Origin of the sequence: Mesorhizobium tianshanense (assembly GCF_007830515.1) — a bacterium.
Taxonomy (GTDB): Bacteria; Pseudomonadota; Alphaproteobacteria; order Rhizobiales; family Rhizobiaceae; genus Mesorhizobium; species Mesorhizobium tianshanense.
In genome coordinates, this window is sequence record NZ_VLKT01000056.1 from 1 (window position 1) to 15,727 (window position 15,727).

General features: G+C 58.9%; 14 protein-coding genes, 1 tRNA gene and 1 pseudogene. 9 read left to right on the forward strand and 7 right to left on the reverse strand.

Annotation, left to right across the window (positions count from 1 at the left end; all coding sequences use genetic code 11):
* Positions 1 to 294: integrase core domain-containing protein (locus IQ26_RS31330; RefSeq protein WP_145722261.1), on the forward strand; the 294-nt coding region annotated here is incomplete at its 5' end.
* A 136-nt stretch (positions 295 to 430) separates the two neighbouring features.
* Here the strand turns inward: IQ26_RS31330 and IQ26_RS31335 are convergent.
* The gene (locus tag IQ26_RS31335; protein WP_240547321.1) at positions 431 to 568 is read right to left on the reverse strand and encodes a hypothetical protein; all 138 of its coding nucleotides are present in this window, start codon (positions 566 to 568) and stop codon (positions 431 to 433) included.
* A gap of 83 nt (positions 569 to 651) precedes the next feature.
* Between IQ26_RS31335 and IQ26_RS31340 the strand changes: the two genes are divergently transcribed.
* Positions 652 to 1,935 carry a bifunctional alpha/beta hydrolase/OsmC family protein gene (locus IQ26_RS31340; RefSeq protein WP_145722262.1) on the forward strand — a complete coding sequence of 428 codons (1,284 nt, stop codon included), beginning with the start codon at positions 652 to 654 and terminating at the stop codon, positions 1,933 to 1,935.
* Positions 1,936 to 2,031: 96 nt separating this feature from the next.
* On the opposite strand, the gene IQ26_RS31345 is transcribed toward IQ26_RS31340, so the two are convergent.
* From IQ26_RS31345 to IQ26_RS31355, 3 genes are all read right to left on the reverse strand, one after another.
* On the reverse strand, positions 2,032 to 3,096 hold the full coding sequence (locus IQ26_RS31345; RefSeq protein ID WP_145722263.1) for an alpha/beta fold hydrolase: 1,065 nt from the start codon (positions 3,094 to 3,096) through the stop codon (positions 2,032 to 2,034).
* A 56-nt stretch (positions 3,097 to 3,152) separates the two neighbouring features.
* Positions 3,153 to 4,088, reverse strand: a complete 936-nt coding sequence (locus IQ26_RS31350; RefSeq protein WP_145722264.1) for an NmrA family NAD(P)-binding protein — start codon at positions 4,086 to 4,088, stop codon at positions 3,153 to 3,155.
* A 64-nt stretch (positions 4,089 to 4,152) separates the two neighbouring features.
* Positions 4,153 to 4,959 (reverse strand): SDR family NAD(P)-dependent oxidoreductase, encoded by an 807-nt coding sequence (locus IQ26_RS31355; protein WP_145722265.1) that lies wholly within the window; start codon positions 4,957 to 4,959, stop codon positions 4,153 to 4,155.
* Positions 4,960 to 5,269: 310 nt separating this feature from the next.
* Between IQ26_RS31355 and IQ26_RS31360 the strand changes: the two genes are divergently transcribed.
* From IQ26_RS31360 to IQ26_RS31370, 3 genes are all read left to right on the forward strand, one after another.
* A complete protein-coding gene (locus IQ26_RS31360) occupies positions 5,270 to 8,848 on the forward strand; it encodes a PAS domain-containing protein (protein WP_162458125.1) in 3,579 nt (1,192 codons plus the stop codon).
* Positions 8,849 to 8,858: 10 nt separating this feature from the next.
* Entirely contained in the window at positions 8,859 to 9,233 is a 375-nt protein-coding gene (locus IQ26_RS31365) for a response regulator (protein ID WP_145722267.1), read from the forward strand.
* A gap of 91 nt (positions 9,234 to 9,324) precedes the next feature.
* Complete coding sequence (locus IQ26_RS31370) at positions 9,325 to 9,942, forward strand: response regulator transcription factor (protein WP_145722292.1); 618 nt, start codon at positions 9,325 to 9,327, stop codon at positions 9,940 to 9,942.
* Positions 9,943 to 10,076: 134 nt separating this feature from the next.
* Here the strand turns inward: IQ26_RS31370 and IQ26_RS31375 are convergent, their stop codons facing one another.
* Together IQ26_RS31375 and IQ26_RS31380 are read right to left on the reverse strand one after the other, a co-directional pair.
* Positions 10,077 to 11,666 (reverse strand): GAF domain-containing sensor histidine kinase, encoded by a 1,590-nt coding sequence (locus IQ26_RS31375; RefSeq protein ID WP_145722268.1) that lies wholly within the window; start codon positions 11,664 to 11,666, stop codon positions 10,077 to 10,079.
* A 261-nt stretch (positions 11,667 to 11,927) separates the two neighbouring features.
* A pseudogene (locus tag IQ26_RS31380) lies at positions 11,928 to 12,287 on the reverse strand (pyruvate/2-oxoglutarate dehydrogenase complex dihydrolipoamide dehydrogenase); the annotation flags it as partial.
* A gap of 452 nt (positions 12,288 to 12,739) precedes the next feature.
* Between IQ26_RS31380 and IQ26_RS39840 the strand changes: the two are divergent.
* From IQ26_RS39840 to IQ26_RS31390, 3 genes are all read left to right on the forward strand, one after another.
* Positions 12,740 to 12,898 (forward strand): hypothetical protein, encoded by a 159-nt coding sequence (locus tag IQ26_RS39840; protein ID WP_167522718.1) that lies wholly within the window; start codon positions 12,740 to 12,742, stop codon positions 12,896 to 12,898.
* A 135-nt stretch (positions 12,899 to 13,033) separates the two neighbouring features.
* A complete protein-coding gene (locus tag IQ26_RS31385; RefSeq protein WP_240547322.1) occupies positions 13,034 to 13,510 on the forward strand; it encodes a hypothetical protein in 477 nt (158 codons plus the stop codon).
* A gap of 53 nt (positions 13,511 to 13,563) precedes the next feature.
* Complete coding sequence (locus IQ26_RS31390) at positions 13,564 to 14,193, forward strand: sensor histidine kinase (protein WP_145722269.1); 630 nt, start codon at positions 13,564 to 13,566, stop codon at positions 14,191 to 14,193.
* 230 nt (positions 14,194 to 14,423) lie between these two features.
* On the opposite strand, the gene IQ26_RS39280 is transcribed toward IQ26_RS31390, so the two are convergent.
* A tRNA-OTHER gene (locus tag IQ26_RS39280) sits at positions 14,424 to 14,534 on the reverse strand.
* A gap of 386 nt (positions 14,535 to 14,920) precedes the next feature.
* On the opposite strand from IQ26_RS39280, the gene IQ26_RS31395 reads away from it, so the two are divergent.
* Positions 14,921 to 15,688 (forward strand): two-component system sensor histidine kinase NtrB, encoded by a 768-nt coding sequence (locus tag IQ26_RS31395; RefSeq protein WP_240547323.1) that lies wholly within the window; start codon positions 14,921 to 14,923, stop codon positions 15,686 to 15,688.
* Positions 15,689 to 15,727 lie beyond the last annotated feature (39 nt).

Consider the following 15,727-nt stretch of genomic DNA (forward strand, 5'->3'; position numbering starts at 1 on the left):
GTCAGCATTCGATACACCGAGCGCCTGGCTGAGGCCGGCGTCGAGCCGTCCGTGGGCAGTGTCGGCGACAGCTACGACAATGCTCTCGCCGAAACGATCAACGGCCTCTACAAGGCCGAGGTGATCCATCGACGCGGACCATGGCGCTCGTTCGAGGCCGTCGAGTTCGCGACGTTGGAATGGGTCGACTGGTTCAACAATCGCCGGCTGCTGGAGCCCATCGGCAACATCCCGCCGGCCGAAGCCGAGGAACGCTACTATGCCATGCTGGAAGAACCAGCCATGGCCGCGTGACTCAAACGAAACGGCCTCTGGAAAACCCGGCGCGGTTCAGTGAGCCGCATCTTGGCGTCGATGAGGGATTGCGGTGTCCAGCCTTTTACTCATCCCTGGAACTGTTCGGTGTGCCAATGGATCTTGCCGTCAATCTTCATCGGCTGTGGATCAATAAGCGCTTGGGCAGATGCTCGGGGTGCACCTCGAGTAAGGCGATCTTCACCGTCGCTTTGCAACGGCTGCAGTCGAATTTGAGCTTCAGGGGATCGACGCCGCCGCCATAGACCATCATCAGGTCCGCTGACCGACACAAGCAGACCTTCGTGTTGTATGTTGGAATACTTTCTCCGTCCGTAACAACGAAGGACTCCAACGATGGCTATCCATACGCAACGGCTTCAATTTGCCGGCCATTCCGGCGCGACTTTGGCCGCTCGCCTCGATCTGCCGAACGGACAGCTGCGTGCCTACGCTTTATTCGCGCATTGCTTCACATGCTCCAAGGATTTGGCGGCAGCGCGCCGTATAGCGGCGGAGCTCGCGCGTGAAGGTGTCGCTGTCCTGCGCTTCGACTTCACCGGCTTGGGGTCGAGCGAGGGCGAATTCGCCTCGACGAATTTCACCTCAAATGTTGCCGACCTTCTTTCGGCCGTCGACTATCTGCGCAATCACTACCAGGCACCGTCTTTGCTTATCGGCCACTCGCTCGGAGGAGCGGCTGTCCTAGCGGTGGCCAAAGATGTTCCCGAGGTGCGTGCCGTCGCCACAATTGGCGCGCCGGCCGATGTCGCCCACGTGTTGAAGAATTTCGGAACGAGCCTCAAGGAGATCCAAGAGAGCGGTGAGGCGGAAGTCGATCTTGCCGGGCGCAGGTTCCTTGTCAAAAAGCAGTTCGTCGATGACGCGCGTGCGCAGCGCATCAGCGACGCTGTTGCGGCTCTGAAAAAGCCGCTCCTCATCCTCCATTCACCCCTTGACCAGACGGTGGGGATCGAAAACGCCACGAACATCTTCGTGGCGGCGAAGCATCCAAAAAGCTTTATCTCACTCGACCGGGCTGACCATCTTCTCACCAAGCCCGAAGACGCGATCTTCGCGGCGCGGGTCATTTCAGGATGGCTGACGCACTATCTCACCCCCGACGAACCGCAAGGCATGGCGCCGGTCGAGCATGTCGGCGTCACTGAGACGGGCGAAGGTAAGTTTCAGAATGCGGTGCAGGCGGGCCGGCATCGCCTCTTTGCCGATGAACCCGAACGCGCAGGTGGGCTCGATTCCGGACCCTCGCCCTACGATTTCCTGTCGATTGCGCTAGGCGCCTGCACATCAATGACACTACGCGTTTATGCCGAACATAAAAAGCTGACACTTGGGCGCATCAGCGTCGACGTCTCGCACGCCAAAATCCATGCCCGGGACTGCGAGGAGTGCACGGAGGCGGAACGAGGCGGTGGCGCCAGGATCGACCGCTTCGAGCGCGTCATTTCGGTAGAGGGCGAGGTCTCCGAAGAGCTTCGCGCGAAGATTGCGGAAATTGCCGCCAAGTGCCCCGTTCACAGAACGCTCGAAACCGTCGCGAAGGTAGCAACTGTCGTGAAACCAGAAAGCGAGTCAATGTTTGTGACGGCTTTGACAGGGCCGCCTGCCAAGTTTCCATAATTGGATCCATCCGGTGGTCCGCCTGCTACCCGGCCACATTCAATTTCGAGAACCGGCTGACCGTAGTAGTCGCAGAAAGTTGCTTCCGGATCGCGATCAAAGACCAGCAACATCGATCACTGCCTGAGCAAAAGCCTCAGGCGCTTCCTGGGGCAGGTTGTGACCTATGCCGCCTGAGATGGTGCGGTGCTCGTATTTGCCCGAAAACATGTTGGCGTACGCGCTTGGTTCCGGATGCGGCGCGCCGTTGGCGTCACTCTCAAGGGTGATCGTCGGCACGGTGATGACCGGCGCCTTGGCGAGCCGCTGCTCCAACTCGTCATACCGCGTCTCTCCGTCAGCCAGTCCTAGCCGCCAGCGATAGTTGTGAATCACGATGTCGACGTGATCCGGATTGTCGAATGCCGTCGCACTCCGTTCGAATGTGGCATCGTCGAAACTCCACTGCGGCGAAGCGATCTGCCAAATCAGCTTCGCGAAATCGCGCGTGTATTTTTCGTAGCCGGCGCGACCGCGTTCAGTGGCAAAATAATATTGATACCACCACTGCAACTCGGCTTTCGGCGGCAACGGCATCATGCCGAGCTTCTGATTGCCGATTAGATAGCCGCTCACCGAGACCATTGCCTTGCAGCGTTCCGGCCAAAGCGCGGCAATGATGTTCGCGGTTCGCGCTCCCCAGTCGCAGCCGGCAATCGTGGCTTTCTCAATCCGCAACGCATCGATCAGAGCGATAACGTCGGTGCCGAATGCTGACTGCTGGGCATTGCGCGGAGCCTCGTTTGACAGGAAGCGTGTTGTGCCGTAGCCGCGCAGGTAGGGCACGATGACCCGAAGTCCCTTTGCCGCAAGGATGGGGGCGACGTCGACATATGTGTGGATGTCGTACGGCCAGCCGTGCAGTAGGATGATCGACGGTCCGTCGTTGGGACCGATTTCCGCGTAGCCAATATTTAGCACACCGGCCTCGATCTGCTTCAACGAGCCGAACGACGTGTTCGTACCTGGCTTGATGGTCGTCGCCCCTGTGCCATCCGTCGCGCTGGATTGCGCGTCTGCCGACGCGGCCATTATCAACGGGGCTGCTGCAATCATCGCGGCAGCGCCGAAGAGGTCGCGGCGGCGGTGATCGATTCGCTCGAGATATTGATTCCTATTCATGACCGAACCTTTGATATTGCGGATGCGAGGGCGGTGGCGGAAAGGCGACCAGCCGCTCAGGCTGGGACTTCAACCCGCGTGAATTCAGCGGCGTTCGATTTCACGAACTCGTATACACTCGTCGCTTTTCTTCCGGTGAGGTTCGACAGGTCATCTGTCATACGATCATACCGGCCCGCTGCATGCAGTTCGGCCATTACTGCCAGATGTTTAGCGAGATGCGTCGGCACTCCAAGCTCGCGGAGCTTGTCGACCCACGGCGAGATCGGCACATCGCGATAGCGTATCGTACGGCCAAGCGCAGTGGAGAATGCGCGCGCGAAGTGGTCCAAATCCGCAGATTCATAACCGGTAAGATTGTACACTCGGCCGATGTGGTGGGCAGGATCGTCGAGTATCACGGAAACCGCGTGTGCCACATCAACAGCCGAAATCGGCGATGTCCTGCTGTTGCCCAACGGGAGGGCCAATTCGTCGCGGTCTCTCACGCCAGCAGCGGCAAGACGCAGGAAAATGCTTTCCAGGAAAACCGTTGGCCGCAGTGTGATGATCGGCAGCCCCGACCACGCCAATGCCTGTTCGGCAAGCCAGTGCAGCTTGTGCTGCGGGCTGTCAGTGGTCTCAATGATGCTCATCTGGGTCACCGTCATCTGCGACATATTCACGAACGCCTCAATGCCATGATGGCGCGCCACGGCGGCGACGTTGACCGTGGCTTCGAGATAAGCCGCAGAGACTGACATTCCAAAATAGATGTGCCGGCAACCTTCGACGGCCCGGTGCATCGAGGCAAGATCGATCAGGTCGCCCTGCACAACCTCGGCCCCGAGTTGTCGCAGGCGCTCAGCGCGTTCATCCTCGCGCCGGACCAACGCGCGCACCTTGTGACCTTTGGCGAGTAGCATTGCGGTGACGTGGCGGCCGATAGCTCCGATATCGCCGGCCGCTCCGGTCACGAGAATAGGGCTGGCGTGTGGGACCTTTCTGATCATATGGTTCGACCTGCGTTGTGAGCCGTAGCGGCTCTCCTTGGGTTTAGTTTTCGGGAGTGCCTCGTTACGCCGCCGCAGCGATCCGGTAGCGTGCCGGCACGAGGTTGAGGGACAGGTTCGGGATGAGCTTCTGCCGCGCCGCCTCGTAGGCGAGCCAGTCGGCCGCGTCAGGCAGCGAGGGTATGGTGATGAGTTCGCCCTGGTCGAGGCCGGCAAGCGCGGCGTCGACCAAGTCGTCCGACCGCATGACCATCTGCTCCGGCAACTGCTCTACCGAGCTGCCTGCCGCGTCCCAGAAGTTCGTGGCGGTCGCACCGGGCAGAACGGCCTGGATATGCACGTTCTTGTTCGCGAGCTCCTTGTGGAGCGACAGGCTGAGCGCCAACACGAAGGCTTTCGTCGCGCCATAGACACCGTTCAGGATTTCCGGCGCGATGGCAACGGCCGACGAAATGTTGATGATCGTGCCGCCGCTGCGGGCGACGAACGCCGGGACCACGGCGTAGGTGAGACGGGTGAGCGCCGTTACGTTAAGCGCGATCATCTCCTCCATGGCGTCGGTGTCAGACTCCAGCAGCGGCGCGACGGCGCCAACGCCGGCGTTGTTGACCAGCATGGTGATGCCGGAATCTGTGGCGAGCAGCGCCTCGATGCGGTTCAAATCGGCTTTGTTGTTGAGGTCGGCCGCGACGACGTTGACGGCGCGGCCGGTCGTGCCGGCAATACGCTTTGCCACCTCGGCCAGCTTCTCTTGGCTTCGCGCCACGAGGATCAGGTCATGACCGCGGCGTGCCAATCGGTCCGCATAGATCGCGCCAATCCCTGAGGAGGCGCCCGTCACCACTGCAATGCCCTTGAGGCTCGTAGACATTGTTCTTGCTCCTGTTCGGTTGCGCGGCTGAGGCGCGCGAGTTCACATGCGGCGGACCGGGATCGATTCCCCGGTCCGCGCCTCGGGAGGAGAGCGGGCCGCCCCGCTCACTGGGATGATGTCTTCCTCTGGGCACACAGATCGACTGTCAGAGCAGCCAAAGCTATTGCACGATGGTATCGGCAATACTTTTGTCTTGGTGGAACGGCGAGACACCTATTTACCGCCCAAAACCGACACCAAGGCACAATAGACCTTTGGATTGGCCCGGCGCATGCTCATGCGCGCAGACACACGCGAAAGGATGGCAATGGAGATGGATCTCGGCCGCGTCTTCGACGCGCTTCCGGCCATGGTGTGGACTGCGCAGCCCGACGGGCATTTCGACTTCGCCAATCGACGCTGGTCCGACTACACCGGTCTCAGCCTCGATGAAGCCCATGGCTGGGAGTGGCAGGCCGCGGTAAATCCAGACGACATGCCCACGGTACTCGAACGCTGGCGATCGATTCTGGCGACTGGCGAGCCCGGCGACTTGGAAGCGCGCGTACGGGGCTTCGATGGGCAGTACCATTGGTTCCGCGTCCAGTGCAGTCCGATGCGGGACGATGCCGGACAGATCATTAAATGGTGTGGAGTGGGCACGGACGTCGACGATTTTCGCCGAGCTAAGGAGACCCTTAGGCGGCGCGAGCTTGATTTTCAGCTGATCGTCGACAGCATTCCGATGCCGGTCGCCGTGACCACACCGTCGGGCGAGGTCGAGGGCCTCAATCAGCTCACCCTCGATTACTTTGGCAAAACATTCGAAGAACTGAAAGGCTGGAAGGCCTCTGACGTTGTCCATCCGGATGACCTGGAGCGGACGATCGCTGCTCAGCTGGATGCGCACCGGAAGGGCCGCACCTACAATGTCGAGAGCCGCCACCGCCGTGCTGACGGCGTCTATCGCTGGCACAACGTCCTTGGCCTGCCTTTGCGTGATCCGCAAGGCAACATCCTCCGTTGGTTTCATTTGCTGGTCGATATCGACGATCGCAAGCGGGCTGAGGACGCGCTCAGCGCAAGCGAAAGTTATGCCCGATCGATCGTGGACAGTATTCCAGGCATGATCGCGGCCTTTACGCCAAATGGTGAGCTCGAATTCGTCAACCGCCAGATCATCGAGTTCTTTGGCAAGCCACTTGAGGAGTTGAAGCGCTGGGCAACCAGCGATATGACACACCCGGAGGACCTACCGCGTGCCGTCGAGTACTTCACGCGATCGATCGCGTCGGGTGAGCCCTTCACAGACGAAGTCCGCGCTCGACGTTTCGATGGCGTCTACCGCTGGTTTCAGTCTCGCGGATTTCCGCTTCGGGACACGAACGGGCGCATCGTCCGCTGGTACAACCTGCTCATTGACATTGACGAGCGCAAGCGCGCCGAAGAAGCCCTCACGGCGCGCGAGCGAAATCTCAACGAGATCATCAACACGATTCCCGTTCTAGCATGGTCTGCCCGCCCAGATGGTTCCACCGAATTCTTCAACCAGCACTATCTTCATTATGCGGGCCTTTCGATCGGTCAATCAAAGGATTGGGTGCCGACAACTGCGCTGTCCGATTACTGGGACCTGACAGCGGCGGTCCATCCAGACGACGTGGACGGACTTACTGCTGCTTGGGAGGTCATTTTAGCATCCGGAAAATCGGGGGAAGCTGAGGCACGCCTCCGCCGTTTCGACGGCATTTATCGATGGTTTCTAGTTCGTGCCAATCCGCTGTGCGACGAATCCGGGAATATCCTAAAATGGTACGGAGTAAGCATCGACATTGACGACCGGAAGCGCGCCGAGCAAGCGCTTCGTCAGAGCGAGCGCAGTTTCAAACTAATCATCGACACTATTCCGGCTCTCGCTTGGTCGGCTCGTCCTGATGGTTCAGCCGAATTCTTCAGCAAGCACTATCTCGACTACGTCGGTCTTTCGGCCGAGCAGGCACAGAATTGGGGCTGGACCGTCGCCGTTCATCCCGACGATCTCAGCGGGCTGGCGGCCACGTGGCAGGCAATCATGACTTCCGGAAAGCCAGGAGAGGCCGAAGCGCGGCTGCGCCGGTTTGACGGCGAATATAGATGGCTCCTGTTCCGCGCCAACCCATTGCGCGATGCATCCGGGAACATCGTCAAATGGTATGGGGTCAATACTGATATCGATGACCGCAAACGCGCGGAGACCAACCTTGCTCGAGAGAAGCATCTGCTGGAGATGATTGCGTCGGGCAGTCCGCTTCGTGATGTTCTCAGCGCACTATGCGAGATGGTCGAAGAGGCTGGCCCCGGCTGCTATTGTGATGTTCACCCGATCGATTGGAGCGGCCCAAGCATTGAATACAGCGTGGCGCCCTCGCTTCCTGCCAGTTACACCGACCCGATTGCTGGGCTCTCTCTTAACGGCGACGCTTTGCCCTGCGCGATAGCAGTCCGTGAGAAGGCACAGGTAGTCGCGGAGGACATGGATACGGATCCGCGGTGGCGCGACTCCTCTGTTCGAATCCACGTTCTGGAGCACGGATTGAGATCGGTCTGGAGTACGCCGATTTATGCAAAAAATGGACGTATCCTTGGCACACTTTGCCTCTATCAGCGCCAGCCTGCCAGCCCGTCGCCGCAGCATCAAAGTCTCATCGCTCATGCGACGCACCTCGCGAGCATCGCCATCGAACGTTCGCGGACTGAAGCGGCGCTTAGGCGCAGTGAAACGCTGCTCGCCGAAGGTCAACAGCTCAGTTCGACCGGCAGCTTCTCTTGGCGCGTGGACACGGACGAGATCGCGTTTTCGGAAGAACTTTGTCGTATATTCAAGTTTGACCCGAATGCCGTTGTAACGCTCGAGCAGTTTCGTGCGCGAGTCCACCCGGACGACATGCCCTCGCTGTCGGCGCAATTAGATCGGGTTCGCGCTGGCCACGGCTATCCGGGTTACGAGATCCGGCTTCGCATGCCGGATGATAGGGTGAAGTACCTGCGCACCTTTGGTCGTGTGGTCCGTCACCAGGATGGCGGACTTGAGTGCCTAGCTGCGGTCCAGGACGTGACGGAGCGCCGGCTCGCGGACGAGGCACTGAGCAAGGCCCGTTCGGAACTCGCACATGTCAGCAGGATTACGAGCCTCGGAGCGTTGACGGCGTCGATTGCCCATGAAGTCAACCAACCGCTGTCGGGCATCATAACCAATGCCGGCACCTGCCTTCGTATGCTGGCCGCCGATCCGCCGAACATGGACGGCGCGCGGGAGACCGCGCGACGCACCATCCGCGACGGTAACCGTGCAGCCGACGTGATCACGCGACTGCGCGCACTCTTCAGTAAGAGAACCCCGTCGATCGAGCCCGTCGATCTCAACGAAGCTGCACGAGAGGTGATCGATCTGTTGTCGAGTGATCTTCAAAGAAGCCGGGTGGTTCTACGCACCGCATTTGCCGACGGTCTTCCGCTTGCAGGCGGAGACCGCGTGCAGCTTCAGCAGGTCATCATGAATCTGCTGCGTAATGCTGCCGATGCAATGAGCGGTGTTGACGATCGCCCAAGGCGGCTGCTTATGAAGACCGAAGCGGACGAGGACAATCATGTACGTCTGACCGTGCAGGACGCCGGCGTCGGGCTGACGTCCGAAGCTGCGGAGCGGCTTTTCGAGGCGTTCTACACGACCAAAAACGACGGTATGGGGATCGGCTTGTCCGTCAGCCGCTCCATCATCGAGAGCCATAACGGCCGCTTGTGGGCAGCATCCAATGATGGACCCGGGGCCACGTTTTCGTTTTCCATCCCCAAGTACTCAGGGGATGAGGCACCCGCGCAAGATATCAGCGCTGCGGGGGCGTCCATCACCAGCAGTGTCCAAGTGTAGCGGGGATTTCATGAATATTGCGCATCCACTCGTATCGGTCGTCGATGACGACGAGTCCGTACGGGAGTCGCTACCCGATCTGATCAAGGAGTTCGGCTTCAGCGTGAGGGCGTTCTCCTCGGCGGAAGAGTTTCTGGCGTCTGATATTGTCGACAAGACCAAATGCTTGATCCTCGACGTCTCCATGCCAGGGATGACAGGCCCCGACCTGCAGCGGGAACTCAAACGTCGGGGCCTTCCGATTCCGATCGTCTTCATCACTGCGCATCGGGACGACACCGTTCGGCCGCGTTTGCTCGAGCGAGGCGCGGTGGAGTGCCTATTCAAGCCGTTCAGCGATGCGGCCCTTCAGGAAGCGCTCAGTTCAGCGCTCAGTGAGCCCTAGCGTCACGCCATTTTGTGGCCATCTCGTGGAGATATAAGCAATGATTACGCGTTTGGCGACTGCACTGGGCGACGGAGCGAGATCGGCATCCATGTCGCACGAAATACCTCTCGTATTCGTCGTTGACGACGATGTTTCCGTGCGCGAGTCCCTCGAATTGCTGATCCGCTCCGCTGGGTGGCAGCCGGAGACATTTGAGTCGGCGCGTGGATTCCTGGCTTGTCCCCGTCCGCTGGTTCCGAACTGTCTGATCTTGGACGTCAATCTCCCGGATCTCAGCGGGCTCGATCTGCAGCGGTTCGTCTCCGTCGAACGGACCGACATGCCGATCATCTTCGTCACGGGCTACGGCGACGTGCCGATGACCGTCAAGGCGATGAAGGCCGGGGCTGTCGAGTTCCTCACGAAGCCGTTCAGCGACGAGGTGCTGCTGACTGCGATCGAGCAGGCGCTCGAGCGCAGCAGGAGCGTGCTTGCATTAGACTCTGAGATTCATGCGCTGCGGGATCGTCACGCATCCCTTAGCCGTCGGGAGCGAGAGGTCATGGCGCTGGTGGTCACCGGCCTGCTGAACAAGCAGGTCGGCTTCGAGCTCGGTATCAGCGAGATCACCGTGAAGGCACATCGAGGCCAGGTGATGCGTAAAATGAAGGCTCGCTCTCTCCCCGACCTGGTCAACATGGCGGCGAGGCTCGGAATCGCACATTAACTAGGGATTTGGCAACCAGTAGCGCTCCGTCTTGATCAAGGCCGGATCTATTCCAGCCGCGAACGTTCCCCCTCGGTCGCCGTCTCCAACGAAAGGATTCGAACCGCAGATCAGGACTGGGCGAACCGGCATTCTCATGGCCGCGGAACAGAAAACGAAAACGTAGCCCCCGGGCCATCGTTTAGAGCCGCCGATAGGCGGCCATGATGGTTCTCAATAATCGAGCGGCTCACTGCAAGTCCGACTCCCATCCCGGCATTCTTCGTACTGTAAAAAGCCTCGAATAGTTTTTTCATAGTGTGAGGGTCGAAACCGACCCCCGCATCCTTCACGCTCAACCGCACCGAATCCCCTTCCTCCCGTTCGGTTCTGATCAGCAAGTCTCTTGGACGATCATCGACCGTTGTCATAGCGTCCAACGCGTTCCGTAGCAGATTCAGGACGACTTGCTGCAACTGAATGCGATCTGCCGAGACACACGGGAGGTCGTCGGCGAGTTCAGTCCGCAAAATCACCTGACTGTTCTGGATCTCACCAAGCGACAGCGCAATCACCTCTCGCGCCGCCTCATTAAGGTCCACTGGCTCAAATGCGGGCTCTTTGTTGCTAAACAGAGCACGCAGCCGCGTAATAACCTGCGAGGCGCGGTCACCGTCTCGCATGGTGCGCCGCACGGCTTCTCGCACTCCGTCAAGGTCTTGGGGATCGCTGGTCAGCATTCGCAAACAGGTACCGCAGTTCGTAATGATGCCTGTCAGCGGCTGGTTAATTTCGTGCGCAATCGACGCGGACAACTGCCCTAGCGTCGCGATTCGGCTTGCGTGTGCGAGTTCCAACTGAATTTCGTGGTATCGCCGCCGCTCATCCTCGAGGCGCTTCGTATCTGTCATATCGCGATAGATCACGTACCCAACCCTCCCACCACTATTGGATGGAACCGGAACGCAGATAAGGGAGACTGGCACATGCTTGCCGTCCTTACGTCTGCGGATGGTCTCAACGGCGAATGCCTCCCCCGTATGGAACATCCGATACAAGAAACCTTCGACCTCCTCCTGACGATCGTCCAGTGCAATGAGTTCCTTGATTCCCTGACCGATCGCTTCTTCTGCCGTGTACCCAAAAATCTTCGTGAACTCCGGGTTGACACGCGTAATCCTGAAGTCGCCATCGACCATGACAACAGCTTCTGGAACCCGCGCGAACAGTTCACTGAGATGTGCCTTTTGATCCTCGAGCTCGTTGCCGAAGCGGACCAGCGTCTGCAGGTCCGCTTGCAGGACATCGCGGCAATGCAATAGGAGTTCCTGGTAGAGGTCGCTGTATCGATTAGCCTTATCATCAAGGACGCAGATGGTTCCAAACATCCGCCCATCAGGCCAGACAACGGGGAACCCCAAATACGACACCATCCCCACTTGGATCTCAGGAGCCAGCTTCCACTGATCGTCTTCCAAGGCGTCGATAACAAGCAGCGGTTCGCGGCTCTTGATTACAGCTTCGCAAAAGGTACCGATATTCATCGAGAAAGTATCATCGACTGGAAAAGGATTTCCCTCCGAGTTGCTAGAAGCCAGGATTCTGTAATGCGTGTAATGCGGCGGTTCGAGTTTGCACACCACCGCCGACGGCACGTGCACGATATTTGCCAAGAGGTCGGCGATCCGCTGCCATTTCCGAAGAACATCGGACGGAATTGCGATCTCTGCAGAATCTGACTTCATGCCCCGGCCTCTGTGAAGCGTCCCGTGGGATCGTCACCTCTCCAGCGAAACGCCACATGGTAGCGGATTTGGCCACGTGGACACCTCGATGGCCCGAATTGCCCAGGCTAGAGTCGGAGCGCTCGCGCCAGTCATTAGCCCACGCCCACGCCGGACGATGGAACTCACTCACGTAGTATGGACTTACCCCCACTAAGGTCTATGAGACTTTGGTATCGGATCTCCACTGCTGCCTTCGTGGCGAGTACCCGCCTGACCACTCTACTGCATTGCACCGATCACAGTTGGTATTAGCTCCGAGACCGTCGGATGGATCGGCACTGCCCATTGAAGGTCGCGATACTGTGTGCCTGCGTTAATTGCCTCGAGGATGCCGTGGATCGCCTCGTCACCGCCCGTCCCGAGAATCGCGGCTCCGAGGATCTTGCCCGTTTCCGCGTTGGCGACAACCTTCATGAATCCGAGCGTCTCGCCCTTCTCGACAGCGCGGCTGACTCGCGTCATCGGCCGCGTGCCGACGAGAACGGAGAGGCCGGCCACCCGCGCTTCCGCTTTGCTCATGCCGGCGCGTCCCAGCGGCGGGTCGATGTAGAGCGGGTAGCCCGCAACCCGGTCGCTCAACGGGTGCGCAGAAATGCGAGAAGACGCGAACTCTAGAAAGTCTGACGCTCTTTGCAGGTTCCGAATTCAGCGAGGTGCATCACGTCTGTGCATTCTTGAACTACCTTGAACTACGACGTGGAAGCCCTTTCGCGCCTTGTTCCCTTTGCGCCAACAAAGGGTCACGTCGGCAACCCCCGGGGCACGCTCTAGTATCTTGAACGGCTGACTGCGGCCGATATCGCCACGACGGCCGCCGAGCAAAGAGGCAAGATCAACTTGGGGCCGACACGGAAGCCTCTTTTCGTGACGGCCGCTTCAATCAGGACTGCAGCTTATGCCACGCTTAGCGGCCCAGACTGATGCCAAAGTATTGACGACACCATCGTGCAATAGATTTGCCTCCACATTTGATTGAACCTGCTCATAGCATCCGACTATGGAGATGTTCTCCGTGATAAGGAAATCGCGTCATGAAACAATTGTCTCTCATCGCGCCGATTCTATCAGAGTTTCGTGAATTCGTCGCGCCACACTACCGGCCGGAGCTTCACTACATGCGCGGCCCCGGCCCAGCCTACGCGCGCAGCAAGGTCATGGTCGACACGCCGAGACCGCGCGGCGACCGGTGATGATGATGTAGGACTTCGGCAAAGAGGGGCGCCAGCGGCGTGTTCCGTTTAGTGCCTTCAAGAGTCGATTTCCACAGCTCGCAGGCGGCCTTTGCCGATCACTGGAGCGACTGCGGCCAGTACAGGAGTTCTGATATGAAACTGAAGCACGCACTCGACTGCAAACGTGATCCGCTCTGCCGCTGCCATGCCAGTGATCCGCTCTGCCGCTGCCGTATCAAATGCGACGTGGACAGCGACAGCAAGCCGGCGCGCCACAAGGGCTTGGCGGGCATGACGCTGCCGGCTCTGGGCATCGCCTTTGTGGTCGGCGCTTGCGGACTCCTCATGGCGCCAGATGCGCGGGCGCATGACGCGTTGCCAACCACCGCGCAGCCGCACGGATGGACTTATCCCTTCTCCTGTTGCTCCGGCTACGATTGCCGTGAAGTCGCAGAAAACGCCATCAGAGAGCGGCCGGAAGGCTACGTCATCGAGGGTACCGGGGAGGTGATTGCCTACACGGACAGCCGCATTAAGAACAGCCCCGATGGCGTTTTTCATTGGTGTTCGGTGGCCGGAGCAAATGACGGGCACACGGTGTGCCTATTTGCACCGCAGAGAGGGTTCTAGTTCTCACAACGGTTCGCTCCTAGCCACGTTGCTACTTCTGGATCGCCACGACCATGAAATCTGCACACGACAGCCCGATCCTCGTCCCGCAAACCATGCGTCTGGCATTCGAAGACGACACGACGGTTGAGGCATTCAGTTTGCTGGCTAGCCTGACCGAGATTGAGACTCTCCTCAATAATACTTGGGAGCCGAATATTCGTTTCGATCTACAGATCAGCCCGGCTAATCCAGTTGTGACATGCAGTCGTGTTGGCCTTCAAAGCGCTATCATGAACCTGCTGTTCAATGCGCGCGACGCAATGCCGAACGGCGGCGTGATCTCATTCGTCGCTGCTCTTATCTATGAAGGGCAGGTCGCGACGGATGTTGAGCTACGTGTAACAGACAACGGGTTCGGCATAACCAAGGATACGCTGCTCCGTGCCACCGATCCTTTTTTCACCACAAAGACGACCGGATTAGGCGGCCTTGGCTTGCCAATGGTGATGAGCTTTGTCCATGGGGCAGGAGGACGCCTCTACATCGAAAGCGAACCAGGCGTCGGCACGACCGTGACCTTGCGATTGCCCATTTCCGAGACGGAGGCTCAGCACCAGCCGGCTTCGCCGGAGTTGCCGAAGGTCAATAGCGCTTCGAGTTGCCATTATCTTTCGGTATCTGGCCGGGACATCCGTCCATAAGTATCTCCCCGCGATGAATAGCGCATGCCGCTCGAACATGTCCTCTTGACCATGTTGTGGCGGGTGAAGGACCGCGCTGCACGACTTGACCAGCGTTGCTATTAGCTGCGAGAAGGACTCCGAACGCTCGCTCTTACCCCGATCTAATTACAGCCCCTGGGTTGGTGTCGCGGATGAGTCCGAACCGACCAGTTGAAAATCTGAGTGGTTGGGCGACCAGTGATTAGTCGTGCGCGATACGGGAATCGAACCCGTACGAGGCTTTCGCCACACCCGATTGGAAACCCTCTACTATGAGTGCTTTGGCATCGGATCCGTCTGCCATGTTGCGGCAATCGCGCGATCCAAACCCTAACCGAAATCTGCCGTTACGGCAACATGGGTCACACCAACGTATAGGTCCCAAAACTATTGGACCCGCAGCGTGACAAGCAGAGGGACCGAATGTGAAAATCATTCTAAGCATCCGGTAAGACTTTGGCTTTCCGCGCGCTCGGCACACTCGCGCAAACCGATGCAAAAGTATTGAGGATACCATCGTCCAATAGATTTGCCTGCTCGATTGACCAATTCTGTTCATTGCATCCGTACCAAGCGGATGTAAGAAGCGCACTGGAAATCGCGTCAGGAAAGCCGTCAGCTCGACGGTCAGTGGCTTCGCCTCGCCACCGTCAGCCTGCGAGAGTTTCCAGAGATGTTCTTCCGGCCACTCCGATGGAGAGAGGACATGATCGAAAAACAGCCTCTGACATCCCGGTATCGCAGCGTGCATGAGAACAGCACTGCGCGATCGGGGACCGATCCGCGAGTATTGCTCGCGTCGATCGTCCACGATTTCAACAATTTCCTCACCCCGATCGTCACGATCCTAGAGGAAATGCAAACTCACAAGATGGGCTCCCCAAGCCAACTCAGGCGCATCGATGCAGCATTATTCAGTGCGTTCCGCGCCAAAACACTGGCACGGCAGCTGCTTGATTTTGCGAACCCCCGGAAACTCCAGCCTTCGGCGGTCAATATTAGCCAGCTTCTGGAGTTTATCGAGCCAATCCTGGCGAGCGTGTTGCCTGCCGATATCATCCTTCGGTTCGATGTTGCCGAAGATCTTGCTCCTGCTTTCATCGATCGGCAGCTTATGGAACGGGCACTGCTTAATCTGATGCTCAACGCCCGCGATGCAATGCCGGACGGCGGCGAGGTTGTCGTTGCCGCCGCCATTGATCGACAGACCGGTAGCAGTGCCGCGACGCGCGAACCGATGATCCGCCTTTCGGTTGCCGATACCGGTATCGGCATGAGCCAGGCGACGCTGCGAAGTGCGGGGGTGCCCTACTTCTCGACCAAAAGTCACGGAACAGGCCTCGGCCTGGCAATGGTGAGCCAACTCATGGAAAGTCAAGGTGGTGGTCTGTCGATCACAAGCACCCCGTGCCAAGGAACTGCGATCGACCTGTGGCTGCCGGTGATGCCGTCTTCCATTACCGGATTGCGTTGACTATCGAACGGAAAATCGGGCCATGAAATTCCGGGAACT